The organism is Mesorhizobium sp. M1E.F.Ca.ET.045.02.1.1 (assembly GCF_003952485.1).
In the GTDB taxonomy this organism is placed as follows: domain Bacteria; phylum Pseudomonadota; class Alphaproteobacteria; order Rhizobiales; family Rhizobiaceae; genus Mesorhizobium.
Genome location: NZ_CP034447.1, coordinates 690026 through 715801 on the forward strand (window position 1 = coordinate 690026; position 25776 = coordinate 715801).

Here is a 25776-nt window from a genome sequence, read left to right on the forward strand (position 1 = left end):
CTACATCGTTTCGAAGTGCCGGCCATTCTGTTTTTCCTCCCTAACGAAGGAAGACATTCACCGTCGTTGCTCATTAGGTTGCGCCACAATCCAGCGAACAGATGAGGAATCCATGGATCTCGGAGTGAGAAAGTTCTGCACATTCATCGAGGAATTATTCGTCGAGGGTGGCAAGAAAGCCGACCAACCGATCTCCATGGTGGTGGTCGCAGCCGTGTTGAGGAACCCGTGGGCCGGTCAAGGATTCGTTGAAAATTTGCGACCAGAGATTCTCCGGTTGGCGCCGGGTCTTGGCGCCGAAATGACCAAGCGATTGGTGGCGCTCTTGTCGGCGGATAAGGTCGAGGCTTACGGCAAGGCGGCTTCGGTCGGCATCAATGGCGAGATCGAACATGCATCGGCGCTGATCCATACCTTGCGGTTCGGCAATATGTTCCGCACGGCGGTAGACGGCACGACCTATCTGAGCTTCACGAATACCCGCAACGGGCCAGGCGCCCTTCTTTCCCTGCCGATGACCCACAAGAGCGAAACCGGCAAACGCTCCCACTTCCTGACGGCCAACTTCCAGGTTCCGGACGCACCCGGTGCGGATGAGGTGCTGATCGCCATTGGCGCCTGTGATGGCGGGCGGGCGCATCCACGTATCGCCGACAGGTTCCAGGACATGGCGGAAATGGAAGCTGAGGGGCAGGCACGCTGAGCTTCGTCTTTCGCAGCAATCCCGGGGCGCCGAAATGACCTTCCTCTATGATGCCGATGCCGAACGCGGCGCCGAGTGGGCAGCGCTCTTTGCCGAACGTGCTCCCGAAATCGCCTTCCACTATTGCGCGGACGCGGTCGACCCGCGTTCGGTGAAGTATCTTGGCGTCTGGCATCCGCCCACAGACATAAGCGCGAAGGACCCGAACCTTGAGGTGCTGTTTTCGCTGGGAGCTGGGGTCGACCAGTTCGATTTCGACGCCTTGCCGGCCGAGTTGCCCGTCGTGCGGATGATCGAGCCGGGCATTTCTGACGCGATGGCAGAATACGTCACGCTGGCAGTACTGGCATTGCATCGTGATCTCCTCGCTTATCGTGTGCAGCAGGCGACCGGCGATTGGCAGCCCTTGCGTTTCCGGCCGCCAGGTGCGTTGCGCATCGGCGTGCTCGGAACCGGGGTGCTCGCGAAGACTTCACTTTCGGCGCTTCAGGCCTTCGGCTTTCAGTTGAACGCCTGGGGCCGGTCTCGCCAGTCGATTGGAGGCGTCGAATGTTTCGCCGGTAAAGCCGAGATGGATAAGTTTCTCGGTCAGAGCGATATCCTCGTTTGCCTGCTGCCGCTGACATCCAAGACGGCCAGAATTCTGAATGGTGCGTTGTTCGCCAAACTCCCGCCCGGCGCGGCGATCGTCAACTGCGGGCGTGGCGGCCATTTGGTGCAGGCCGATCTTCTCGTCGCGCTCGACAGTGGCAGGCTTTCCGCGCAGTTCTCGACGGTTATAGATTTATGATAAAATTGGTTGCGGGGAGAGGCTTCCGGGGACGGCTGAGATTGAATGCTCGCCGGCACTTTTGTAGACCAGGCAACACCGAACTACCCGAGAGTTTGGCTCGCTAGAGCATAAGTCTTCGGACTAGCCTCGCCGAGGGCGGCAAAATCGGCGAGGCGTTTGCCCAATGACATGGTCAGCACCGTGTCGAAGACCGGCATTCCGGCGTGCGAGAGAAAGGCGGCGAACTCGCCACTATCCATATGGGTGTCGACGCGAAGGAAAGTCCCCGAATGGTCGGCCACGTGCGGCCGGAGGATCGCCACGGCGTCGGCATCGCTTTCTGCCACGACCGGCCCCACGACATGGCCCCGCCCGAAGGGCCTGCAGAGCGCGAAAGTGGTCAGCTTGTTTCCGTCGAAAAGCCCGTAGCCGACCGAATGCGCAAAGAGCTTTTCAATGAGTGCCGGCCGCTTCACGCCAAAGCCCGCCGCGTCGAGCGCGATCGCCGCCGGAATATCGCTTGCGTCCAAAGTTCGGATGTCGCCGGACGCCTCCGCCAGGCTCCTCGTTGTCGGCACGCGGGCGATTCCCTGGCATTGGTAGACGGTTTTCTCCGGCTGGAAGTCGAGCGAGAGATAGAGCCGCCGTGCGGCTCGGGTCGCATTGAGGCGCAGGTCGCGCCCGGGAACCTTGTCGAAGACCCGCTTCATCAGCCACTGCGCCGCCCCCAGCGTCTGAAGCCGAGGCGAGGTGATGACCATGCCGATGGTTGCGAAATCGGGGCCGTGCTCAAACCACATGGCGGAACCCAGAACGCGGCCGATCTCGTCGAGCGCCACGAAGCCTTGTCCCGTTTCGCGCAGGAATTGCCAGTCCTCGGCCCGATGCGGCCACCCCACCGACAGGGAGAGCGCATGCAAGCGGTCCAGCTCGACGGCTTCGATGTCGGCGATCCGCATCGAGAAGGCATCGATTTTCAAGCTTTCGGACGGCTTCAATTCCTTGCCTCTGAAAGATTGCGTAGCGGGTGACGCAAACGCCCCTTGCCCTGCCAACGCTAAACAACCAGAACTATACGATTTGCTCGAATGCCGGGCGCCAACGCAAGATTCGACTGAAACACTTCCGCTTTCGGCACGCAATCGCGAAAGAACGTGCCCATGCTCTGCGGCAATTCTGAAGTTATGGCCAGCGGGACCGAGCCCGCAAACCCGAAAATGCCTTGAGGGGCTGGAATGGACGTCTTCGACATCCTCGACCGTCTCGTCGCCTTTCCGTCAGTCGCCGGCAAGTCGAACGGCGACATTGCGGGCTGGATCGAGGCCTATCTCGCCGAAAATGGAGCGCGCGTCACCCTGCTTCCGGGGCCGGAAGGCGACCGCTCCAATCTTTTCGCGACAATCGGCCCCGCCGATGTTCCGGGCTATGTTCTGTCAGGCCACATGGACGTCGTTCCCGCCGCCGAGCCGCAATGGAGCTCGTCTCCTTTCGCGCTGCGTCGGGACGGCGAACGGCTCTATGGACGCGGTACGACGGACATGAAGGGATTCCTGGCAGCCGCGCTCGCGGCCGTGTCCACGTTGGCGGGCCTGCGCCTCGCCAAGCCGGTCCATCTGGCCTTTTCCTATGACGAGGAGATCGGGTGCCGCGGCGTGCCGCATCTGATCGCCCGACTTCCCGAACTTTGCGCCAAGCCGCTCGGCGTCATCGTCGGCGAACCGAGCAGCCTGCGCGCCGTGCGCGGCCACAAGGGCAAGGCGGCCGCCCGCGTGATTGTCAAGGGACGCTCGGGCCATTCCTCGCGGCCCGATCTTGGGCTGAACGCCATCCATGCCATGGCCGAGGTGCTCAGCGCGGCCATGAGCGAAGCGGGGCGGCTGACACACGGTCCGCTCGACCCGGCCTTCGAGCCCGCCTATTCCTCGCTGCAGGCGGGCGTGGTCGCCGGCGGGCAGTCGGTCAACATCATCCCCGATACCTGCACACTGGACCTCGAGGCGCGCGCCATACCGGGCGTCGACCCGGCCGGTCTGCTCGCGCCCATCAAGGGGCAGGCCGAGGCCCTTGTCGCGCAGGGCTATATTGTCGAGTGGACGCCGGTCAGCGCCTATCCAGCGCTGTCGCTGCCGCAGGACGCCCCATTGGCGGCACTGCTGGGCGAACTGACCGGCGAAACGCCTTTGGCTGCCGTCAGCTACGGCACCGAGGCCGGGCTTTATCAGGCTGCCGGTTTCGATGCGATCATCTGCGGCCCCGGCGACATCGGTCGTGCCCACAAGCCGGACGAATATATCCTCGCCAGCGAACTCGCCGCCTGCCGGCGGATGATCGAGGCGCTGGGCGCGCGTTGCGCGGCCTGAAGGGAAACAGAATGACCTTCCTGTTCAACTCCGATGCGCGGCGCGGCGCTATCTTCGCCAAGGCCTTCGCGAGGGAATTGCCAGATCTTCCCTTCGTCATCGACGCCGCGACGGTCGATCCCGATGCGGTGCGCTATCTCATCACCTGGGTGGTGCCGGAAAACCTCGCCCGCTTCCGCAACCTCGAAATCCTGTTTTCACTCGGCGCAGGCGTCGATCAGTTCCGCTTCGATGCGGTGCCCGCGACGGTGAAGGTCGTGCGCATGATCGAGGAAGGCATCGTGCGCATGATGCAGGAATATGTGACGCTCGGCGTGCTGGCACTCCACCGTAACTTGCCCGCCTATCTGGCGCAGCAGCGCGCCGGCGAGTGGCGCGATATCGCGCAGCCCCAGGCCGGGTCGCGCCGGGTCGGCGTGCTCGGTCTCGGACAGCTCGGCCAGTCGGTCCTCGACCGGCTTGAACCCTTCGGCTTTCCGCTTGCCGGCTGGAGCCGCTCACCGCGACACATCGAGGGCGTGGCCTGCCATCATGGCGAGCCCGGACTGGAGGAGATGCTCGCGGCCAGCGACATACTGGTCTGCCTGCTGCCGCTGACCGAGGAGACGCGCGGGTTCCTCAATACCGGGCTGTTTGCGAAACTGCCTGAAGGCGCAGCACTGATCCACACCGGCCGGGGGCCGCAGCTCGATCACGAAGCGCTCGTCGCCGCGCTCGACAGCGGCCAGCTTTCGGCGGCGATGATCGACGTCACCGATCCCGAGCCGCTGCCCGCGGGCCATCCATTCTGGTCGCATCCGAAGATCATCTTGACCCCGCATATCGCCAGCGTCACCCAGCCGGCGACCGCCGCGCGCGCCGTCATCGACAACATCAGGCGCCATCGCGCCGGTCTCGACCCGATCGGGCTCGTCGACCGGTCGCGCGGTTATTAATGCATGTCGCCCAGAAGTGTGCAGCGGTTCTGGGAGAACGACATGCATCAAAGTCAAGCTCCAACCGAAAGGCCATCCTTTGTCCCTGCTCAAATCCGTCGAGACCAACCCGAGCTTTTCACCGCGCGAATCCAAGGCGCTGCCCGAGCGGCTGATTGCCGGCGATCCCGCCTTCAAGACCTGGGCGCAGGACGTCGCCAAGGACGACCTCGTTCATACAGGCGTCTGGGAGGCGACACCTGGCGAGACGCGCTCGATCAAGGGGAGACGTTCGAGTTCTGCCACATCCTCTCCGGCGTTGTCGAAATCACGCCGGACGCCGGCGAGGCAGTGACGTACCGGGCCGGCGACAGCTTCGTGATGAAGCCGGGCTTCACCGGTGTCTGGAAGACGATCGAGACGGTGCGCAAAATCTACGTGACTGTAGGCCAGCGAGCGTCGGCGCCGGCGCTGACCCCGGCGGAAGATTTTGCCGTCGCTGCCGTCCGACACGCAACATTCGTCGGCGGCGGATCACCGAACGGCGCATGCTGCGTGCCGGCACGCGCTAGGCTGAAGCCGATACTGCCGAGTGGTTTGCCCATGAGCCTGAGCTTCGATCCCGACACGATCCCCCTGCCCGTTGGCCACTTCATCGGCGGGGAGCTGATTTCGGCCGAGGGCGCGATCGAGATGCGTCGCCCGTCGGACGGCAAGGCATACGCCGCCTGCCCGGTGGCGGGCGTCGACATGATCGACCGCGCAGTGGAAAGCGCCAAGGGGGCCTTGAAGTCGAGCAACTGGGGCGGCGTTCGCCCGCGTGAGCGCACGAGGGCCCTGCAGGCCTGGGCCGACCTGATCGAGGCGGAAGCCGCGACGCTCGCCCGGATCGAGGCGCTGTCCTCGACGCGCCCCGTCGGCCAGCTCGTCGCGGGCGATATCGCCGTGACCGCCGAGCAGATCCGCTTCTTTGCCGAATTCGCCGACAAGGAAGGCAGCGAGCTCGTACCGACCGACGACGCCAGCTTCGGCATGATCATGAGCGAGCCCTATGGCGTGGTCGGCGCGATCACGCCCTGGAATTTTCCGATCTCGATGGCCGGCTGGAAGCTCGGTCCGGCGCTGGCAGCCGGCAACGCAGTGGTGCTGAAGCCGTCGGAAATGACGCCCTTCTCGGCCGTCTATCTGGCGGAACTCGCTGTGAGGGCCGGCCTGCCGGCGGGGCTGATCAATGTGGTGCTCGGCGACGGCCCGACGACCGGCACGGCGCTGACCGGCCATCCAGAGATCGCCAAGGTTAGCTTCACCGGCTCGACCCGCGCCGGTTCTGCCATCATGGAGAACGTCGCTCGCACCGGCGTCAAGCCGATGACGCTGGAACTCGGCGGCAAGAGCCCGCAGCTCGTCTTTGCCGATGCCGACCTCGACAAGGCAGCGACGGCGATCGCCGGCAGCGTCACCTTCAACGCCGGCCAGGCCTGCGTCGCCGGCACGCGCCTGATCGTCGAGAAGAGTGTCGTAGATAGGCTGACGACGGCCATCCTGGAGCGGATGAAAGCGGTGCGGCCAGGCTCGACCTGGAACGAGGCGACGCAGTATTCGCCGATCATCTCGGAACGGCAACGCGCGCGTGTCGACAGCATCGTGCAGGCTGCGGTCGCCGACGGCGGCGAGTGCCTGACCGGCGGCAGCGCCATGGACGATCCGGGCTATTTCTACGAGCCGACGCTGATCGCCAATGTCGACCGGGCCAGTCCGGCGATCGTCGAGGAAATCTTCGGCCCGGTCCTGACTGTCCAGATCTTCGAGACCGAAGAAGAGGCGCTGGCACTGGCCAGCCATCCGACCTACGGCTTGGCTTCCGGCCTGTTCACTTCCGACCTGTCCCGCACCATACGCATCGCGCGCAAGCTCGAGGCGGGTACGGTCTGGGTCAACCGCTACAGCCGCTCGCGCGACCACATCTTGCCGACCGGCGGCTACAAGCGCTCCGGCATCGGCAAGGATCTTGGTCGCGAAGCCTATCTCGCCAACCGCAGGACCAAGAGCGTCCTGATCAGCCTCTAGAGAGATGCCGATGAAGTCCTATTCGATCGCCCTGATCCCCGGTGACGGTATCGGCCGCGACGTGATCGTCGCTGCCTGGTCCGTGCTGGAGGCTGCGGCCAAACACGCGGGCTTTGTCCTGACGGCAACGGAGTTCCCCTGGTCCTGCAAATTCTACAAGGAAACCGGCCGCATGATGCCGGAAGACGCCATCGAGACCTTGCGCGGCTTCGACGCCATCCTGCTCGGCGCCGTCGGCTGGCCGGCGGAAGTGCCCGATTCCGTTTCGCTGCACGGTCTTTTGCTGCCGATCCGTAAGGCGTTCGTGCAATACGCCAACATAAGGCCGCATCGTCTGCTGCCGGGCGTGACGGGTCCGCTGCGCGCCGAGAGCTTCGATATCTTGTGCATCCGCGAGAACACCGAAGGCGAATATTCGGGCGCCGGCGGGCGCGTGCACCAGGGCACGCAGGACGAGGTCGCGGTGGAGACCTCGATCTTCACCCGCGCCGGCGTCGAGCGCATCCTTCGCTTCGGTTTCGAGCAGGCGCGGGCACGGCGCGGCAAATTGGCCTCCGTCACAAAGTCCAACGCGCAGAAATACTCGATGGTGTTCTGGGACGAGATCACGCGAAAGCTGGCGGCGGAGTATCCTGACGTCACAGTCACCAGCTATCATGTCGACGCGCTCGCCGCGCGCATGATCATGGCGCCGGACAGCCTCGACGTGGTCGTCGCCTCCAATCTCTTCGGCGACATCCTGACCGACATCGGCGCGGCGATCCAGGGCGGGCTCGGCTATGCCGCCTCCGCCAACGTCAATCCCGACCGCTCGGCGCCGTCAATGTTCGAGCCGGTGCACGGCTCGGCGCCCGACATCGCCCATCTCGGCATCGCCAATCCGATCGCCACTATCTGGTCGGGTGCGATGATGCTCGAACATCTCGGCGAAACCGCCGCCGCACGTCGCATCATGAAGGCGGTCGAAGCGGCGACCGCGCGCGGCATCGGAACCACTGCCGGCAAGGACAAAACAGACACCATCACCGCCGCCATCGTCGCGGCGCTCAGCTGAATGCAAGGTCGTTCCGATGAAAACCCTGAAGGACAAAAGCCTCTTGCGCGAAGCCGGCCTGATCGGCGGCGAATGGGTTGCTGCCAGCTCCGGCAAGACGGTCGACGTCATCGATCCGGCGACGCAGGCCACGATAGGCACAGTGCCCGGCATGGCCGGTGCGGAGACCCGCGCTGCCATCGAGGCCGCGGCCTCAGCCTATCGGGACTGGAGGAAGAAGACCAATGCCGAGCGCGCGGCGCTGCTGGAAGCCTGGCATGGTCTGATGCTCGCGCATCTGGACGATCTGGCACTGATCCTGACCACGGAACAGGGCAAGCCGCTGGACGAAGCCAAGGGCGAGATCCGCTACGGCGCGTCCTTCGTCAAATGGTTCGCGGAAGAAGCACGCCGCATCAACGGCCACACCATCCCCTCGCCCACACAAGACCGCCGCATCATCGTGCTGAAGGAACCGGTCGGCGTCTGCGGCATCATCACGCCATGGAATTTTCCGAACGCCATGATCACCCGGAAGGTCGCGCCAGCATTGGCCGCCGGCTGCACGGTGGTGATCAAACCGTCCGAGTTCACGCCCTATTCGGCGCTGGCGCTCGGCGTGCTTGCCGAACGGGCCGGCATCCCGGCCGGCGTCATCAACATCGTGACTGGCATGCCGACCGACATCGGCAACGAGATCATGGCCAACGAAACCGTTCGCAAGATCTCCTTCACCGGCTCGACGCGGGTCGGCTCGCTGCTGATGCGTGGCGCTGCCGACAGCGTGAAGCGTCTCAGCCTCGAGCTTGGCGGCAACGCCCCCTTCATCGTCTTCGACGACGCCGATCTCGATCTCGCTGTCGAGGGCGCCCTCGTCTCAAAATTCCGCAATGGCGGTCAGACCTGCGTGTGCGCCAACCGCATCCTGGTCCAGGCCGGTGTCCATGACGCCTTCGCCGCGAAGCTTGCCGCTCGCGTCAACGCCATGGCCGTGGGGCCAGGCACGCAGCCTGGCGTCGCCATCGGGCCGATGATCAACATGGCGGCGGTCGAGAAGATCAACCGCCATGTCGAGGACGCGCTCGCCAAGGGTGCTGCGATCATCACGCAGAAGCCGGCTTTGCCCGAAGGCCAGCAATATGTCGCGCCGCTGGTGCTGACCGGCGCCACGAACGAGATGCAGCTCGCCGGCGAGGAAACCTTTGGCCCGGTCGCGCCGCTCTTTCGTTTCGAGACCGAAGAAGAAGCGATCGCGCTCGCCAATGGCACGCCCTACGGGCTTGCCTCCTACTTCTACACCGAGAACTTGAAACGCGCCTGGCGCGTCGGCGAGGCGCTCGAGTTCGGCATGGTGGGCTTGAACACCGGCTCGGTCTCGATGGAGGTCGCACCCTTCGGCGGCGTCAAGCAGTCCGGGCTCGGACGCGAGGGCGCGCAGGCCGGCATCGAGGAATATCTCGAGATGAAAAGCTTTCACATCGGCGGGCTGGGCTAAGCTCCAGCTCGATCATTGGATCCGGTCGAGCGCCTTGTAGTAGAGGCCGACCATCGGCAGAAACCACGGCTTGCCGGAATAGCCCGGGATTGCAGGCCACTCGAGCCCCTTCAGCGGATTGCGGTCTTCGCGGCCGAGCATGGCGTCGGCAAGCATCATGCCGAGATGGGTGGAAAGCTGCGCGCCATGACCGGAGTAGCCCATCGCGTACCAGACGCCGTCATGATAGCCGGCGCGCGGGAAGCGGTCCTTGGTCATGTCGACCAGCCCGCCCCAGCAATAGTCGATCTCGACCTTTGAAAGTTGCGGGAAAATCGCCGCGAGGCTTGCCTGCAATATCTGCCCGCTCTTGGCATCCGAGCGCTGGTCCGAAGTCGCCGAGAAGCGTGCGCGGCCGCCGAAGATCAGGCGGTTGTCGGGCGACAGCCGGAAGTAGTTGCCGATGTTCATCGATGTCACGCATGTCCGGTTGCCTGGCATGGTCGCGGCGATCTCGACATCGCTCAGCGGCCGAGTGGCGATGATGAAGCTGCCGACCGAGATGAGCCTGCGGCGAAAGTAGTTGAAATTCGGTGTCGTGTAGGCTCCCGTCGCCACCAGCACATTGTCGGCGCTGATCTTGCCTCGCGAGGTGGTCAGCTCATGCCTGGGGCCAGCCTGCCTGCGGTCGGTCACCCTGGTGTTCTCGTGGATGACGGCGCCGTGTCGAGCGGCGGCCGTCGCGAGGCCCGACACATAGCGGCCCATATGCATCATGGCGCTCTTCTTCGACAGCATCGCGCCATGGAAGGGCGAGCCGATCTCGGATTTGAGATCGTTCGGCGACAGCAGCGCCGTATCCGGATCGACTTCGGCATGGACGGCCTCGAAGTTGCGGGCGATCGCTTCGAAATGCTGCGGCTTGGAGGCGAGCTTCAGCTTGCCGGCGCGCCGGAAATTGCAGTCGATACCCTCCTCGGCGACCAGCGTCTCGATGCTGTCGACGGAGTCGTCGAGCGCCCGGTAGAGCGCGATTGCCCGTTCCTTGCCGAGTTCCGCCTTGGCCGAAAGATAGCTGTGGGCGAGGCCGTTGTTCAGGTGCCCGCCATTGCGCCCGGAGGCGCCCCAGCCCACCCGCTCCGCCTCCAGCACGACCACCTTGGCGCCGGCCTTCGCCAGCTGGCGCGCGGCGGCGAGACCGGTGAAGCCGCCGCCAATGACGGCGGCGTCGTAGTGTCCCTCGACCGGGCCTTGCGCCCCGCCGGAAAAAACAGGAGCGGTGTCGTGCCAGTAGGAGACCAGCTTCATTTGCATCCCGTCAGTTTCAAAGCCCGACCACGCCCGGAAGACCGGAAATGTCGGCGATCTCGACATAGCCGTAATAGGGGTTAGCCGGCTCGTGACCCCGATTGACCCAGACCTTGTTCTTGATCCCGAGATCTTGCGCCGACATCAGGTCGTAGCGGAACGAGGACGAGCAGTGAAGAACATCCTCCGGACCACAGCCCAGCCTATCGAACATGTATTCGAAAGCCTTGAAGCGTGGCTTGTAGGCTTGAGCCTGTTCGGCCGTGTAGACGGCATGGAATGGCGCGCCGAGCTTCTCGACATTGGACATGATCTGCGCGTTCATGGCGTTGGAGAGGATGACCAGCGGAATTTCCTTGGCGACCTTGGCGAGGCCGGCTGGAACGTCGGCGTGCGGCCCCCAAGTCGGGACACGCTCATAGACCATTTTGGCTTCGTCGGAGCTGAAGGCGACGCCGTTGCGGTTGCAGGCGCGCTCGAGCGCGTTGTGAACGACATCGGCATAAGGTTTCCAGTCGCCCAATATCTCGTCCAGCCGGTACGCTGCGAAGTTCTTGATGAACTCCTGCATGCGCGGCTCATCGAGCCGGCTGCCATAGAGGTCACGCGCCGCCTCGGCCATCTGGAAATTGGTCAACGTGCCATAGCAGTCGAAGGTGATGTATTTGGGCCTGAAAGATGCCATATCCGTCGATCTCCGGTGGAAGCACATCCGTGTTGGGACGTTTTTCATCATAGACCGGCAGAAAGCGACCCACCTGACCGAAAAGCGCCTGCCGAAAGCAGAAAGTTCCGTATCCGCGGTTCCGTTTGGCACGCTGTAGCATCTTGAGCTTCGAAGGATGCCGCCGGTGGAGGCGCTAAACGCATCTAGTTCCATAGGCGCCAGCACAAGATGCGGCGCACCCCCTGCGCAACGGCGAATGATACCGTCGAAGTCGAGACCTTCAGACGATCTGCGGCGCACCAATGATCGAGACTTAGGGTCAGACTGAAAGGTGCGTCATGCAGCAAGGCGAGATCGAACTCCAGGACTTCGGGCCGGATCATATCGACGGTGCAGTCGCGCTATCTCGGCAGGAGAATTGGCCGCATCGCCCGCAGGATTGGCAGATGGCGCTGCAGCTTTCGAGCGGCGCGGTCGCCCTCGATGACCAGGGCCGGGTCACCGGAACCATACTGGTGACGCCCTATGGCGCCGATTGCGCAATGATCAACATGGTGATCGTCGACCGGAACGTGCGTGGCAAGGGGCTCGGGCGCCGCCTGATGGAACAGGCCTTCGCTCTTGCAGAGGATCGTCCGCTGCGGCTCGTCGCGACGGCAGACGGCATGCCGCTCTATCAGAAACTGGGCTTCGCGCCCTCGGGCACCATCCTGCAGCATCAGGGAAGCATCGCTCAGCTTGGCGCGCCCGACGGCGTGGAAGCGGCAAGCGGCGATGATCTGCCGGAGATCAAGGCGCTGGACCGCGATGCCTATGGCGCCGACCGTGAAGCCCTGATCGATGCTCTGGCCGAGCGTGGCCAATTCGCCGTCATTCGCCACGACGGCGCCATCGAGGCTTATGCCGCGATCCGTCCGTTCGGACGCGGCGAGGTGATCGGTCCGGTCATCGCGAGCAGCGCTGAGGAAGCCAAAGCACTAATCCGCTTTTTCGCCGCGTCGCGCCCCGGCGCCTTCCTGCGCGTCGACACGGACAGCAGGACAGGCATTGCCGACTGGCTCACGGAAATCGGCCTCGCCCATGTCGGCGGCGGCGTGGCGATGGACCGCCCCGCCAAGAAGGGCCCCGAACAGGCCAGGCCAAAAGTTTACGCCCTCGCCAACCAGGCGCTCGGATAATCCGGAGGACAACAATGCTCGCCAATTCCCTGGTCGAACTCGACCGCGCCCATCTCATCCATCCGGTCGCCTCTTATCGCGGCCACGAGGCGCTCGGCGTGCGCGTGCTGAAATCGGCGAAGGGCGCCACCGTGACCGATGCGTCCGGCCGGCAGCTTGTCGACGGTTTTGCCGGGCTTTGGTGCGTCAATGCCGGCTATGGCCACGACAGTATCGTCGAGGCGGCAGCCCGGCAGATGCACGAGCTTCCCTACGCCACCGCCTATTTCGACCTCGGCTCGGAGCCGGCCATCCGGCTTGCCTCGGAACTGGCCGAGCGCGCGCCGGGGGACCTCAACCACGTCTATTTCACGCTCGGCGGGTCGGACGCGGTCGACAGCACGATCCGGTTCGTCCGCTATTACTGGAACGCCAGGGGCGAGCCGCAACGCGACCAGTTCATCTCGATCGAGCTGGGTTATCACGGGTCGTCGGTGGTCGGCGCCGGCCTCACCGCCCTGCCCGCCTTTCACGCCGGCTTCGGCATTCCCTTCGAATGGCAGCACAAGATTCCCTCGCCCTATCCCTATCGCAATCCGGTGGGCGAGGACGGGAACGCGATCATTGCCGCATCGCTCGCCGCGCTGAAGGCCAAAATCGAGACGATCGGGGCGGAGCGGATCGCCGCGTTCTATGCCGAGCCGATCCAGGGCTCGGGCGGCGTCATCGTCCCGCCGAAAGGCTGGATCAAGGCGATGCGAGAGCTCTGCCGCGAGTATGGCATCCTGTTCATCGCCGACGAGGTGATCACCGGTTTCGGCCGCACGGGACCTCTCTTTGCCTGCACCGATGAGGACATCGTTCCCGATTTCATGACGACGGCAAAAGGTCTGACCTCGGGCTATGTTCCGATGGGCGCCGTGTTCATGGCCGATCATGTCTACAACGTCATCGCCGATGGCGCCGGCAGCGCGGCGGTCGGCCACGGCTATACCTATTCCGCTCATCCGGTCAGCGCCGCCGTCGCGCTCGAGGTGCTGAAGCTCTATGAGGACGGCCTGCTGGAGAACGGCGCCAAAGCCGGTGCCCGCCTGATGGGGGGGCTGGAGGAGCTGAGGGACCACCCGCTCGTCGGCGATGTGCGCGGTCGCGGCATGCTTGCAGCGATCGAGCTGGTGGTCGACAAACAGAAGAAGACGCCACTTCCCGCCTCGGCCATGCCGGCGCGGCGCGTCTTCGACAGGGCGTGGGACAACGGCCTGATCATCCGCGCCTTTGCGCATGGGGTCCTCGGCTATGCCCCGCCGCTCTGCTGCACCGACAGCGACATCGACGCGATCATCGAGCGCACCCGCCGAACGCTCGATGAGACGCTGGATGACGCGGATGTCCGCAAGGCGCTGGCATGACGGGCGGCCAATATTTCGCGTTTCGAAATATCGCTTCGGCAGGCGATTTCGCAATTTTGTGCCGCAGCCCCGCGCCTTTTCGGCGAATCCAGCGCGGGGGAAGTGCCAGACTGCTTTTAAAGACAAGGCCAGAAAGCCCGAATTTCCAGGTTTTGAAAAAGGCCGACGCCCCGGACAGCACGGAATTTTGTTCTGTTCAGCATGATGCAATTCGGTCGCGCGCAGAGGAGAGCCAGATTTGGCCAGGGGCTTTAGCGAATTCAAATACATGACCTTCGATGTGGTCGGCACGCTGATCGACTTCGAAGGGGGCATCACGAGCTGCCTGGCCGGCATCGCCGCCGAAGCTGGTGTCTCCTTCGACGGCGAGGAGGCGTTGGCCCTTTACCGGCAGGCTCGCTACATGCCCGATGCGGGCCTGTTCCCTGACGATCTGGCGCGTGTCTACATGGTCATCGCGCCGCGGCTCGGCCTGCCGGCCGAGGAGAAATACGGAGCCCGCCTGCGGGATTCCGCCAGCACCTGGCAAGGCTTCTCCGACAGCGCGGCGGCCTTGGCCGACCTTGCGAAAGCCCACAGGCTGATTGCCATGACCAATGCCCGGCGCTGGGCGCTCGACCATTTCGAGAAGCAGCTCGGATCGCCCTTCTTCGCCACCTTCACGACCGACGACACCGGCACGGAGAAACCGGACCCCGCCTTCTTCCAGGCAGTCTTCGATTTCGTGGCCGCCCGCGGCGACGACAAGGACGACATCCTGCACGTCGCGCAAAGCCAGTATCACGACATCGGCATCTCCCGGGCGCTTGGCATGACCAACTGCTGGATTGAGCGCCGCCATGCCCTGAAGGGCTATGGCGGCACGATAGAGCCCGAGCGCTTCACCGTGCCGGACCACCACTTCACCTCGATGGCCGCCTTTGCGTCGGCCGTGCGGGAAAGTCTAAAGGAACGAACCTGAGCCCAAGCCCGGAAAGCCGCAGCAAGACGAGCATCCCGACTAAAGAAACAGAAAGGGGAATGACATGACCGACAAGATCACGAACTGGACCAGCGCAGACGATGCCATGGTCGAAAACGCCATTCGGCGAGGCGCCAGTCGCCGCGAACTCCTCAAGATGCTGCTGGCCGGCGGCGCCGCGGTTGCCGCGGGCAGCGTGGTGCTTGGCCGCGCCACGCAAGCCGTCGCCGCCACCCCGGTTTCCGGTGGAAATTTCAAGGCGGCCGGCTGGTCGTCCTCGACGGCCGATACGCTCGATCCGGCAAAGGCGTCGCTCTCTACCGACTATGTCCGCTGCTGTTCGCTCTACAACCGCCTGACCTTCCTCGACAAGGACGGCAAGACGCAGATGGAGCTGGCTGAAGGCTTCGACAGCAAGGACGCCAAGACCTGGACCGTGAAGCTGCGCAAGGGCGTCACCTTCCATGACGGCAAGGACCTCACCGCCGACGACGTCGTCTTCTCGCTGAAGCGCCATCTCGACAAGGCGGTCGGCTCCAAGGTCGCCAAGATCGCCGCGCAGATGACCGGCTTCAAGGCGGTCGACAAGTCGACTGTCGAAATCACGCTCGCCGATCCGAATGCCGACCTGCCGACCATCCTAGCGCTGCATCACTTCATGATCGTCGCCGACGGCACCACCGATTTCTCCAAGGGCAACGGCACGGGCGCCTTCGTGCTGCAGACGTTCGAACCGGGCGTGCGTTCGGTGGTCACCAAGAACAAGAACTACTGGAAGTCGGGCAAGCCTTACCTCGACTCCTTCGAATTCATCGCCATCACTGACGACAGCGCCCGCGTCAACGCCCTGATTTCCGGCGACATCAATTTTGCGGCCTCGATCAATCCGCGCTCGATGAAGCTGCTGGAGAGCCAGCAGGGCTTTGAGCTGTCGAAGACGACCTCGGGCAACTATACGGACCTCAACATCCGGCTCGACATGGATCCGGGCAGCAAGGCCGATTTCGTGGCCGGCATGAAGTACCTCGTCAACCGCGAGCAGATCGTCAAATCGGCATTGCGCGGCCTCGGCGAAATCGGCAACGACCAGCCCGTGTCGCCAGCCAATATCTTCCATAACGCCGATCTCAAGCCGAAGGCCTTCGACCCGGACAAGGCGAAGTTCCACTTCCAGAAGGCGGGCCTGCTCGGCCAGCCGATCCCCGTGGTCGCTTCCGACGCGGCGACCTCGTCGATCGACATGGCGGTGATCATCCAGGCCGCCGGCGCTGATATCGGCATGAAGCTCGACGTCCAGCGCGTCCCGTCCGATGGCTACTGGGACAATTACTGGCTCAAGGCGCCGGTCCATTTCGGCAACATCAATCCGCGCCCGACGCCGGACATCCTGTTCTCGCTGCTTTACGCTTCCAACGCGCCGTGGAACGAAAGCCAGTACAAATCCGAGAAGTTCGACAAGCTGCTCGTCGAGGCGCGAGGCCTGCTCGACCAGGCCAAGCGCAAGGAAATCTACGGCGTGATGCAGGGTATGGTTTCCGAGGAAGCCGGCACCATCATCCCGGCCTATATCTCCAACGTCGATGCCCTCTCCAGCAAGGTGAAGGGTTTGGAAGCGAACCCGCTCGGTGGCATGATGGGCTACGCAATGGCGGAATACCTCTGGCTCGAAGCCTGAGGGGCGCCTGCCGGGGACCGGTCAGCCGGTCCCCGGCACTGCATTGCGCAAGATTGTTTGGCCTAACGCAACCGCAGGGAGCGCTTCCATGAAGTCTGGGGTTCTCAACCTCGTGGTGAAGCGGCTGGCTGTCGCGGTCGTCACCCTTCTGATAGTCCTGTTCGCCGTGTTTTTCGCCACCAGCATGCTGCCTGGCGACACCGCGTCGATCCTGCTTGGCCAGGCGGCGACCCCCGAGGCCGTCGCCGGCCTGCGCGAAGCCATGCACCTCAACGATCCGGCGATTCTGCGCTTCCTGCGCTGGCTTGTCGGCCTGCTCCATGGCGATCTCGGCACCTCCTATGCCAACGACATGCCGGTCGCGGCGCTGATCGGCGGGCGCTTCGTCAACACCATGAAGCTGGCCAGCATCACCACGCTGATCTCGGTGCCGCTGGCGCTGACGCTCGGCATCACCGCCGCGATGCTGCGCGGCTCCCTCTACGACCGCACCGTCACCGTGCTTTCGATCGGCGTCATCTCCGTGCCGGAGTTCATGGTCGCGACGCTGGCGGTCCTGCTCTTTGCCGTCTATCTCAGATGGTTGCCGGCGCTGTCCTCGGTGAACGAGGCGCATTCGCTGACCGACCTCGTGCGCATCTACGCGATGCCGGTGATCACGCTCACCTTCGTCATCTCCGCCCAGATGATCCGCATGACCCGTGCCGCGGTGATCGAAACGCTTTCCACGCCCTATGTCGAGATGGCGCTCCTCAAGGGCGCCTCGCGCAGCCGCATGGTGCTGAGGCACGCGCTTCCCAACGCGCTCGGGCCGATCGTCAACGCGGTCGCGCTCTCGCTGTCCTACCTGGTCGGCGGCGTCATCATCGTGGAGACGATCTTCAACTATCCCGGCATCGCCAAATTGATGGTCGATGCGGTCGCGACCCGCGACCTGCCGCTGATCCAGAGCTGCGCGATGATCTTCTGCCTCGGCTATCTCCTGCTCATCACGGCCGCCGATATCATCGCCATCATGTCCAACCCGAGGCTCAGATGACGATGGCGCGCGTGGAAGCCTCCCGAAGGTCCTTCCTGGGCCACAGCTACAACCTCGTGGGCGTCGTGGCCTCGCTGGTCATCCTGGCGTGGACGCTGATCGCGATCTTCGCGCCCTATATCATTCCCCATCCGATCGGCGACATCGTCGACGACGACTATTTCGGCCCGATGCGTCAGGGGCTGTGGCTCGGCTCCGACTATCTGGGCCGCGACATGCTCTCCAGGGTTCTGATGGGCGCACGCTACACCGTCGGCATATCGCTCGCCGCCGTCTCCATCGCCTGCTTTTCGGGCGTCGTGCTCGGCATGATCGCCGCCGTCACCGGCGGTTGGCTGGACACCTGCCTCAGCCGCTTCCTCGACGCGATGAACTCCATCCCGAGCAAGCTGTTCGGCCTTGTCGTCGTGGCCGCAGTCGGCTCGTCGATCCCGGTGCTGATCCTGACGCTCGCCGTCATCTACATCCCCGGCGCCTACCGCTTCGCACGGGCGCTCGCCGTCAACATCAACACCATGGACTTCATGACCGTCGCCCGCGTCCGTGGTGAGAGCACGGCCTATCTCATCGGGTCCGAGATCCTGCCCAACATCATCCGTCCGGTGCTGGCCGACTTCGGCCTGCGCTTCGTCTTCATCGTGCTTTTGCTCTCGGGCCTCTCCTTCCTCGGGCTCGGCCTGCAGCCGCCTTTAGCCGACTGGGGCGCGCTGGTGCGCGAGAACATCGGCGGCCTGCCCTTCGCGGCTCCTGCAGTCATCGTGCCCTCGCTGGCGATCGCCAGCCTCACCATCAGCGTCAACCTGCTGATCGACAACCTGCCGCAGAAGATCAGGGACCGTGACGCATGACCAACCTCGTCGAGGTCAGGAACCTGAGGATCGAGGCCACGACCCACGCCGGACGTCTGGTCGAAATCATCAAGGGCGTCAGCATCGACATCGCCGACGGCGAGATCGTCGCCCTGATCGGCGAGAGCGGCTCCGGCAAGACGACAGTGGCGCTCTCGCTCATGGGCCACCCACGGCCCGGCTGCCGGATCACCGGCGGCGAGATCAACGTCAACGGCAAGAACATGGCGGCACTCGCCGAGAAGGAACGGGCGAAGCTGCGCGGCACCGACATCGCCTATGTTCCGCAAAGTGCGGCCGCCTCCTTCAACCCATCATCCACGATCATGGAGCAAGTGATCGAGGTCACGCGCATCCACCGGCTGATGCCCCCGGACCAGGCGCGAAAGCGCGCAATCGAGCTGTTCAGGGCCTTGTCGCTGCCGGACCCGGAAGGGATCGGTGCCCGTTATCCGCACCAGGTTTCGGGTGGGCAATTGCAGCGCCTGGCGGCGGCCATGGCGCTCATCGGCGATCCCAAGCTGGTCATCTTCGACGAGCCGACGACGGCGCTCGACGTGACGACGCAGATCGACGTGCTGAAGGCATTCAAGTCGGTGATGAAGGCGGGCGGCATAGCGGGTGTCTACGTATCCCACGACCTCGCGGTCGTCGCCCAGATCGCCGATCGCATCGTGGTGCTGAAGGGCGGCGAGGTGCAGGAGACCGGCACGACGCGAGAAATTCTTTCGGCTGCCAAGCACCCCTATACGAGGGAGCTGCTGGCTGCCTTCGAACCGAAGGCGCGGCAAACGCGGACGGACGCGGAAGCCGGACCGAAGCCGCTGCTGCGTATCGACAACCTGACAGCCGGCTACGGGGCGGTCCGCGCCGACGGTCTGCCGCTCATCCGCGCCGTCCAGTCCGTCAGCCTGGTCGTGGAGAAGGGGCGCAACCTCGGCATCATCGGCGAATCCGGCTGCGGGAAATCGACGCTGGCGCGGGTCATCGCCGGTATCCATCCGGCGGCGGCCGGCGACATCGTCTTCGACGGCAAGGAACTGGAGCGCACCGCCAGGAAACGCAGCCAGGACCAGCTGCGCGAGATGCAGATCGTGTTCCAATATGCCGACACCGCGCTCAATCCGGCAAAGCCTATCGAGGACATCATCTCCCGCCCGCTGGCCTTCTATCACCGGCTCGACAGGCAGGCCCGCTCGAAGCGGGTCGACGAACTGCTCGACATGGTGCGCCTGCCGAAGGCGCTGCGCTACCGTCATCCGGCGGAGCTGTCGGGCGGCCAGAAGCAGCGGGTGAACTTCGCGCGCGCGCTCGCGGCCAACCCCAAGCTCATCATCTGCGACGAAATCACGTCGGCGCTCGACACGGTGGTGGCGTCAGCCGTGATCGAGCTGCTCAAGGAGTTGCAGCGCGAGCTCGGCCTCTCCTACATCTTCATCAGCCACGACCTTTCCGTCGTCGAGGCCATCTGCGACGAGATCATGGTGATGTACAATGGCGAGCGGGTGGAGCAGATCACGCCCGACAAGGTGAAGGCGCCGACCCACCCCTATTCCAAGCTTCTGTTCTCCTCCGTGCCGAAGCTCGATCCGACCTGGCTCGACGGCCTCGTCCGCGACCCCGAATTGGTCAGCCAGTACGGCCACAGGTAGAGGAATTCGAGGCGGCCACGCTTCACATCGGGAACAGGCTGGGCAACGGCATGTGCGCTTTGACGATGGGCGACTTCAGCACCACGAAGCTGAAATACTTGTCGATGCCGATATCCATGTCGGTCAGCCGCTCCATGATCGTCTGATACTCGCCGATGCCGGCGGTGACGAATTTCATCAGGTAGTCGTAGCCGCCCGACACGAGGTGGCATTCGATGACCTGGTCGATCTTCTCCACGACGGCGAGAAAGCGGGCGAAGTCCACCTGGCGGTGGTTCTTCAAGGTAATCTCGGTGAACACGGTCAGTGTCTGGCCGAGCTTGCCGAGATTGACCTGCGCGGAATAGCCTTCGATATAGCCTTCCGACTGAAGCTTCTTGACCCGCATCAGGCACGGGCTCGGCGACAGATGCACCAGCTCGGCCAGTTCCACATTGGTGATGCGGCCGTTCTTCTGCAGTTCGTGAAGAATCTTAATATCGATCCGATCCAGTTTCACGGTCATCTCCGAAGAATGCAAACCACAGCACAAAATGCTGCTCTGTCTATAACGATTGACACTACCACAGCCCGCCGGCCTGTCCATCCAGGCGGGTGCCGCTTTGAAACGCAGGGACTCTCGATTTCAGCGAGCCTGCCGGAATAAAATTCTGCCTCAGCCTCAATTGCAGCACCGGCTGCCTGCGCAAGGCGGTAGATTGAAGCGTCAAGACAGAGAGGATCATGCGCGCGCCCCTGCAGCAAATCGAAACATCCGGCGAACTGCCGCAATCCGCGGACGCGGTGGTGATCGGCGGCGGCATCGTGGGTGTCTTCGCGGCCTACTATCTGGCATGGCGCGGCATGAAGGTCGCGCTCGTCGAAAAGGGCCGCATCGGCGCCGAGCAATCCTCGAGGAACTGGGGGTGGTGCCGCCAGCAGAACCGCGACGCGCGCGAGCTGCCGATGGCCACCCACAGCCTCGACCTGTGGGCTCGCTTTGCGGAAGAAACCGGCGAGGACACCGGCTTCCGCCGCTGCGGCCTGCTGTACCTCAGCAATGACGACGCGGAACTGGCGGGCTGGGCGCGCTGGCGTGACTTTGCCAAAACGGCCGGCGTCACCACCCACATGCTCGACAGCGCCGAAGCGAGCGCGCGCGGTCACGCCACGGGCCGTATCTGGAAGGGCGGCGTCTTCTCGCCGACCGACGGCACCGCCGATCCGTCGCAGGCCGCGCCCGCGGTCGCCCGCGCCATACTCAAGCTCGGCGGCAGCGTGCACCAGAATTGTGCTGCGCGCGGTATCGAGACCGAGGGCGGGCGCTTGAGCGGTGTGATGACGGAAAGCGGTACGATCCGGACGAAGGTGGCGGTGCTTGCCGGCGGCGCCTGGGCGTCCTCCTTTTGCCATCAGTTCGGCTTCCGCTTCCCGCAGGCATCGGTCCGCTCCTCCATCCTGTCCGTTTCGCCCGGCGCCGAGGGCCTGCCGGATGCGCTGCACACGGCAAGGATTTCGGTCACGCGCCGCAGCGACGGTGGCTACACGCTTGCGATCAGCGGACGCGGACGCGTGGACGTGACGCCGCAGCAACTGCGCTTCTCCTCGCAGTTCGTCCCGATGTTCCTGAAGCGCTGGCGAAGCCTCGCGCCTGGCGGCCTGCAGGGCATGCGTTCGGGTCACGAAACGCTGCAGCGCTGGCGGCTCGACCGGCCGACGCCGATGGAGCGCATGCGCATCCTCGATCCGGTCCCGGATCGGGCGACCATCCGCCTGACCCACGCCCGCGCGGTCGAGCTGCTGCCGGCTCTGCGCCAGACCAGGATAAGTGCTGCCTGGGCCGGCTATATCGACAGCACGCCGGACGGCGTGCCCGCCATCGGCGAGATAGATACCGTTCCGGGCTTCTTCCTGGCTGCCGGATTCTCGGGACACGGCTTCGGCATCGGGCCGGGCGCCGGGCATCTCGTCGCCGATCTGGTGACCGGGTCGGAACCGATCGTCGATGCGACATCCTACGATCCGCGGCGCTTCGATGACTCGGCCTGGGGGAAGGTTGCCGATTTCTAAGACGTAACGGACGCCAATCTCCGGCTTTCGCAATTGCATCAGCCTTTCCCAAGAAAAGCGCCGATCCGCGCCGGCCGCACAGGAGCCTGCCCGCGAAACCGGCCGACGGTATGGAGCGCACAACCGGCTTGGGCCGCGACGAGTTCGGCGGCCGCCAACTGGCAATAGCGCCCCTGGCAGCGCCCCATGCCGGCGCGTGACAGCGATTTCACCCTGTTGGCCTCGCCGCCGCCGCGTTCCACGCTCTCGCGTATGGCGCCAGCGCTCACATTCTCGCAGCGACAAACGATCGCCTCGTCGGGCAGCGCCCGCACCATCTCGAACGGCCAGGGAAAGGCGCGAGCCAGCCCGCGGGCAAAGCGTTCGAGCCGCGCCAGCTTGCGCAGGTCGGCATTGACGGAAGGCGCCGGACGCCCGAGATCGGAAAGGCACACCGTTGCAGCAAGACGCCCCGCTATTTCCGCGCCATCCGCCCCGAGGAGACGAACCCCATCGCCGGCAAGATAGACTCCGTTGCCGGCCCTGCCCATATCGTCGGTCTTCGGCAGCCATTGTTGCCACTGCTCGTCATAAATGAAGGCGCATCCCGTCAGGTCGGCCAGATGCGTCTCCGCCCGCAGGTGCCAGCCCATGCCGACCATGTCGCATGGGGTGAGGTGCTCCCGGCCGCCGGCATCGCGCCAGCGCATCGCCGTGACGCCCGATGTATCGGCCTCGATCCGCCCGAGCGTCACGCCGGCATGATAGCGGCCGCCGAGCCGCGCCCGCAGGGCCACGCCGCGCAGCGCAACGATAGGAAGGGCCGCAAGTCCCCAGAGCCCCCGCATCTGCTGGCGCAAAGATGAGGTGTCGAGCACCGCCGCCACATCCGCTCCGGCCCTGAGGAGTTGCGCGCCGACCAGCGTCAGCAAGGGCCCCGATCCGATGAGCACGATCCGCCTCCCGAGGGCTACGCCCTGCGCCTTGAGCGCGATCTGCGCCGCGCCAAGGCTATAGACGCCGGCGCTCTGCCAGCCGGGAACGGGAGCGACGCGGTCGGATGCGCCGGTGGCAAGGATCAGGCGGTCATAGCCGATCACCTCCACGCCGCCCTCTCCCAGCACGTGCAGCCGCCCCTCATGCGCGGCGATGACCGAGCTGCGCGCGCAATAAGTGAGCCGCCCCTCTTCGGCCAGCCGGTCGAAAAGCGCATGCAGTGCGCGGGCCTTCGCCGCCTCCGGCCCGTAGAGCTGTTCCGGTGTGCGGACGAACCCGATAGGCGGACGACGATAGATCTGCCCGCCCGCGGAATGCCCTTCGTCGATCACCACCGGGTGGAGCCCGGCCTCGACCAGCGTCGCGGCGGCCCTTATGCCGGCCGGACCCGCGCCCACGATCACGATCCGCGGCGATGACGTCTCGCTCACGGCCAGTTCTCCGGAGGCGTCGTGCGCAACCGCATGCCTTCGGCAACAGGTGTCGAGCATGCCCGCAGACGCGGCCCCTCCTCCTGCCACACCCAGCAATCCTGGCAGGCTCCCATCAGGCAGAAGCCGGCGCGCGGCTCAGGTCCGAACTCGGAGTTTCGCAACGCGTGTCCTGAAGCCAGAATGGCGATCAGCACGGTGTCGCCTGCAAGCGCGCCACGCATCTCACCGTCGAGAAAGAAGCGCACCTGTGCCCGGTCGAACTCGGCCAGCCGGACGATGCGGCCGGCGGTGTTCATTCCGCGGCCTCCCGGACCGCACCGGGACGGGGCAATTCGGGAAACCGTTCGCAGGCCGCGTCGAAAGCCGCCTGGACGCCTTCCGGCCCGGAGCGGCCTTTCATGCGGCGGAAGATCTCCGTCTTGGCGAAGAAGCGCCAGTGGATCGGCAAGGCGTCCAGCAGAGCGTGGAGCCGGCCATAGGCAGCCTGTGTCCACTGCGCTTCATAGCCTTCGCGCTCCGGGCCGAAATGGAAATGGCCGGCGGAAGGCTTTTGTCCGGCGCGCAGCCGCTCCGTCGCCTGCCGGTCGACCTCGCCGTCGCGAATGACGACGCCATACTCGCTTTCGGCTGCTGCCGCCGAGACGTAGCCACGCCGCACGTCCTGCGCGACCCGCCAGGGCTCGCGCTGATGCGGATCGCCGCGCCCGCCGCCGCCGGCGGAGCGGATCTCCAGCACGTCGCCCGGCTGCAGGACCGCTGTGTCGATGTTGCCCAGCCGCCGCTCGTGCCCGGTCCCCGGATTGACGACCATGTCCGACAGGCCCGCCGCCTTGCCGCCCAGCACGCCCCAGGGACGGAAGAAGCTGCGGTCGCGATTGCGGGCCGTGATCCTGGAGTCGGGGGCAAAGACGCGGAAGGCCATTTCGGTCGCCAGCCCGCCGCGCCAGCGGCCCGCGCCGCCACTATCCCGGGCGAGCCCGTATTTCACGAACTCGACCGGGGTTTCGGTCTCGGTGATTTCGATCGGCGTGTTCTTGAGATAGGCGGCATCGGCGCCCGATCCGTTGGTGCCATCGCGATGCGGCATCGCGCCGCCGCCGCCCACCACCGGGTTCACCGCCGCGATGACGCTCCGGCTGGTGCGCTCATCGACGGTCATGACGTTGACGATGCAGTTGTTGCCGGCCGGGGCGGCAGGGAGGCGCTCGGGCACGGCCTGCGAGAAGGCGCCGAAGATGACCGACCGCAGCCGCGCGCAAGTGAGCGAGCGCATGCCGACCGCCGCCGGATGGACAGGGTTCAGCACCGACCCTTGCGGCGTAATACAGGTGAATGGCCGCGTGAGGCCCATGTTGAGCAGGAGCTTCGGATTAAGCGTATAGAGCACGTAGTAGACACCGACGAGCAGCATGGTGTGGCGCGGGTCGCCGCCCGATGGAACGTTGAGCGAGGAGCCGAGCTGCGGATCGGAGCCGGTAAAGTCGAGCACCGCTTCGTCGCCGTCGATCGTCAGCGTCAGCTTCAGCCGGCAGGGATTGGCCTCGACCGAATCCTCGTCGGCATAGTCGGCGAACTCCCAAGTGCCGTCGGGCATGGCGCGCAGCACATCGCGCGCCTGCGCCTCCGCATGGTCGAGAAGTGCCGAAACACCCTCGATGAATCCGGCCTTGCCGAATTTTTTCACCATCGCCTGGATCTTGCGCTCGCCGGTGTTGAGCGCGCCGACCAGTGCCTTGATGTCACCGATGTTGAGCTCGGGCTTGCGCACATTGGTGCTCATGATCCGCAGGATCGTCTCGTCGAAGACGCCTTCCCGCACCAGCTTCATCGGCGGAAAGCGGATACCTTCCTGATGGATTTCGGTCAGCGCGCGGCTGAGCGAAGCCGGCACCGCCCCGCCCATGTCGGTGTTGTGGATGTGCCCTCCGGTCCAGGCGACGATCTCACCGTCGACGAAGACGGGCTTCCACAAATGCGTGTCGGGCGCGTGCGTGGCGACGTGGCCCGAATAAGGATCGTTGGTGAAGGCGACGTCGCCCGGCCGGTAGTCGTCGACCATCGCGATTGCACGGTGATAGGAAAGCCCGGGATACCAGGTGGCGCCGAGTTCCATCGGGACGGCGAAGGTCGCCCCCCAACGGTCCATCAGCATCACGGTGAAGTCCTGCGTTTCCTTGACGAAGGCGGAGTGCGCGGTGCGATGCAGCGTGTGCGCCATGTTCTCGGCGGCCGCGCGGGCATGGTTCGCCAGAACCTGAAGGTTTGTGCGGTCAAACATG

General features: G+C 64.7%; 23 protein-coding genes. 16 read left to right on the forward strand and 7 right to left on the reverse strand.

The window, feature by feature from the left end; genetic code table 11:
• The first annotated feature begins 112 nt into the window (after nt 1-112).
• Both EJ070_RS03235 and EJ070_RS03240 read left to right on the forward strand, forming a co-directional pair.
• On the forward strand, nt 113-703 hold the full coding sequence (locus EJ070_RS03235) for an amino acid synthesis family protein (RefSeq protein ID WP_126090030.1): 591 nt from the start codon (nt 113-115) through the stop codon (nt 701-703).
• A gap of 34 nt (nt 704-737) precedes the next feature.
• The gene (locus EJ070_RS03240) at nt 738-1493 is read left to right on the forward strand and encodes a glyoxylate/hydroxypyruvate reductase A (protein WP_189350347.1); all 756 of its coding nucleotides are present in this window, start codon (nt 738-740) and stop codon (nt 1491-1493) included.
• A gap of 83 nt (nt 1494-1576) precedes the next feature.
• On the opposite strand, the gene EJ070_RS03245 is transcribed toward EJ070_RS03240, so the two are convergent.
• Nucleotides 1577-2434 (reverse strand): GNAT family N-acetyltransferase, encoded by an 858-nt coding sequence (locus tag EJ070_RS03245; RefSeq protein WP_126090032.1) that lies wholly within the window; start codon nt 2432-2434, stop codon nt 1577-1579.
• 276 nt (nt 2435-2710) lie between these two features.
• On the opposite strand from EJ070_RS03245, the gene argE reads away from it, so the two are divergent.
• The 6 genes from argE to EJ070_RS03275 all read left to right on the forward strand — a co-directional run bounded on the left by argE (nt 2711) and on the right by EJ070_RS03275 (nt 9344).
• The gene (gene argE, locus EJ070_RS03250) at nt 2711-3835 is read left to right on the forward strand and encodes an acetylornithine deacetylase (RefSeq protein WP_126090033.1); all 1125 of its coding nucleotides are present in this window, start codon (nt 2711-2713) and stop codon (nt 3833-3835) included.
• A gap of 11 nt (nt 3836-3846) precedes the next feature.
• Complete coding sequence (locus EJ070_RS03255; protein WP_126090034.1) at nt 3847-4770, forward strand: glyoxylate/hydroxypyruvate reductase A; 924 nt, start codon at nt 3847-3849, stop codon at nt 4768-4770.
• A gap of 79 nt (nt 4771-4849) precedes the next feature.
• Nucleotides 4850-5104: a hypothetical protein gene (locus EJ070_RS03260; RefSeq protein ID WP_245464990.1), complete on the forward strand. Its 255-nt coding sequence runs from the start codon at nt 4850-4852 to the stop codon at nt 5102-5104.
• Entirely contained in the window at nt 5077-6816 is a 1740-nt protein-coding gene (locus EJ070_RS03265; RefSeq protein WP_245464916.1) for an aldehyde dehydrogenase family protein, read from the forward strand. The genes EJ070_RS03260 and EJ070_RS03265 overlap by 28 nt, the downstream gene beginning before the upstream one ends.
• Nucleotides 6817-6826: 10 nt before the next feature.
• The gene (locus EJ070_RS03270; RefSeq protein ID WP_126090035.1) at nt 6827-7870 is read left to right on the forward strand and encodes a tartrate dehydrogenase; all 1044 of its coding nucleotides are present in this window, start codon (nt 6827-6829) and stop codon (nt 7868-7870) included.
• 16 nt (nt 7871-7886) lie between these two features.
• Entirely contained in the window at nt 7887-9344 is a 1458-nt protein-coding gene (locus EJ070_RS03275; protein WP_126090036.1) for an NAD-dependent succinate-semialdehyde dehydrogenase, read from the forward strand.
• A gap of 12 nt (nt 9345-9356) precedes the next feature.
• On the opposite strand, the gene EJ070_RS03280 is transcribed toward EJ070_RS03275, so the two are convergent.
• Both EJ070_RS03280 and EJ070_RS03285 read right to left on the reverse strand, forming a co-directional pair.
• The gene (locus tag EJ070_RS03280; protein WP_126090037.1) at nt 9357-10631 is read right to left on the reverse strand and encodes an FAD-binding oxidoreductase; all 1275 of its coding nucleotides are present in this window, start codon (nt 10629-10631) and stop codon (nt 9357-9359) included.
• Between the two features lie 16 nt (nt 10632-10647).
• Complete coding sequence (locus EJ070_RS03285) at nt 10648-11316, reverse strand: haloacid dehalogenase type II (RefSeq protein ID WP_126090038.1); 669 nt, start codon at nt 11314-11316, stop codon at nt 10648-10650.
• A 320-nt stretch (nt 11317-11636) separates the two neighbouring features.
• Between EJ070_RS03285 and EJ070_RS03290 the strand changes: the two genes are divergently transcribed.
• From EJ070_RS03290 to EJ070_RS03320, 7 genes are all read left to right on the forward strand, one after another.
• The gene (locus tag EJ070_RS03290) at nt 11637-12476 is read left to right on the forward strand and encodes a GNAT family N-acetyltransferase (protein ID WP_126090039.1); all 840 of its coding nucleotides are present in this window, start codon (nt 11637-11639) and stop codon (nt 12474-12476) included.
• Between the two features lie 14 nt (nt 12477-12490).
• The gene (locus EJ070_RS03295; protein WP_126090040.1) at nt 12491-13864 is read left to right on the forward strand and encodes an aspartate aminotransferase family protein; all 1374 of its coding nucleotides are present in this window, start codon (nt 12491-12493) and stop codon (nt 13862-13864) included.
• A gap of 238 nt (nt 13865-14102) precedes the next feature.
• The gene (locus EJ070_RS03300) at nt 14103-14825 is read left to right on the forward strand and encodes an HAD-IA family hydrolase (protein WP_126090041.1); all 723 of its coding nucleotides are present in this window, start codon (nt 14103-14105) and stop codon (nt 14823-14825) included.
• A 64-nt stretch (nt 14826-14889) separates the two neighbouring features.
• Nucleotides 14890-16500: an ABC transporter substrate-binding protein gene (locus tag EJ070_RS03305; protein WP_126090042.1), complete on the forward strand. Its 1611-nt coding sequence runs from the start codon at nt 14890-14892 to the stop codon at nt 16498-16500.
• Between the two features lie 88 nt (nt 16501-16588).
• The gene (locus EJ070_RS03310) at nt 16589-17539 is read left to right on the forward strand and encodes an ABC transporter permease (protein ID WP_126090043.1); all 951 of its coding nucleotides are present in this window, start codon (nt 16589-16591) and stop codon (nt 17537-17539) included.
• On the forward strand, nt 17536-18387 hold the full coding sequence (locus EJ070_RS03315) for an ABC transporter permease (RefSeq protein ID WP_126090044.1): 852 nt from the start codon (nt 17536-17538) through the stop codon (nt 18385-18387). The genes EJ070_RS03310 and EJ070_RS03315 overlap by 4 nt, the downstream gene beginning before the upstream one ends.
• Complete coding sequence (locus EJ070_RS03320; protein ID WP_126090045.1) at nt 18384-20039, forward strand: ABC transporter ATP-binding protein; 1656 nt, start codon at nt 18384-18386, stop codon at nt 20037-20039. The genes EJ070_RS03315 and EJ070_RS03320 overlap by 4 nt, the downstream gene beginning before the upstream one ends.
• A gap of 22 nt (nt 20040-20061) precedes the next feature.
• Here the strand turns inward: EJ070_RS03320 and EJ070_RS03325 are convergent, their stop codons facing one another.
• Nucleotides 20062-20538 (reverse strand): Lrp/AsnC family transcriptional regulator, encoded by a 477-nt coding sequence (locus tag EJ070_RS03325; RefSeq protein ID WP_126085504.1) that lies wholly within the window; start codon nt 20536-20538, stop codon nt 20062-20064.
• Nucleotides 20539-20762: 224 nt separating this feature from the next.
• Between EJ070_RS03325 and EJ070_RS03330 the strand changes: the two genes are divergently transcribed.
• Nucleotides 20763-22088, forward strand: coding sequence for an FAD-binding oxidoreductase (locus tag EJ070_RS03330; protein WP_126090046.1), 1326 nt, complete (start codon nt 20763-20765; stop codon nt 22086-22088).
• Nucleotides 22089-22126: 38 nt separating this feature from the next.
• On the opposite strand, the gene EJ070_RS03335 is transcribed toward EJ070_RS03330, so the two are convergent.
• The 3 genes from EJ070_RS03335 to EJ070_RS03345 are packed head-to-tail and all read right to left on the reverse strand — an operon-like array spanning nt 22127 to nt 25775.
• Nucleotides 22127-23494 carry an FAD/NAD(P)-binding oxidoreductase gene (locus EJ070_RS03335; protein WP_126090047.1) on the reverse strand — a complete coding sequence of 456 codons (1368 nt, stop codon included), beginning with the start codon at nt 23492-23494 and terminating at the stop codon, nt 22127-22129.
• Nucleotides 23491-23793 (reverse strand): (2Fe-2S)-binding protein, encoded by a 303-nt coding sequence (locus EJ070_RS03340; RefSeq protein WP_126090048.1) that lies wholly within the window; start codon nt 23791-23793, stop codon nt 23491-23493. The genes EJ070_RS03335 and EJ070_RS03340 overlap by 4 nt, the downstream gene beginning before the upstream one ends.
• On the reverse strand, nt 23790-25775 hold the full coding sequence (locus tag EJ070_RS03345) for a hydantoinase B/oxoprolinase family protein (protein ID WP_126090049.1): 1986 nt from the start codon (nt 25773-25775) through the stop codon (nt 23790-23792). Before EJ070_RS03345 ends, EJ070_RS03340 begins: the two co-directional genes overlap by 4 nt.
• Nucleotide 25776: the final 1 nt, after the last annotated feature.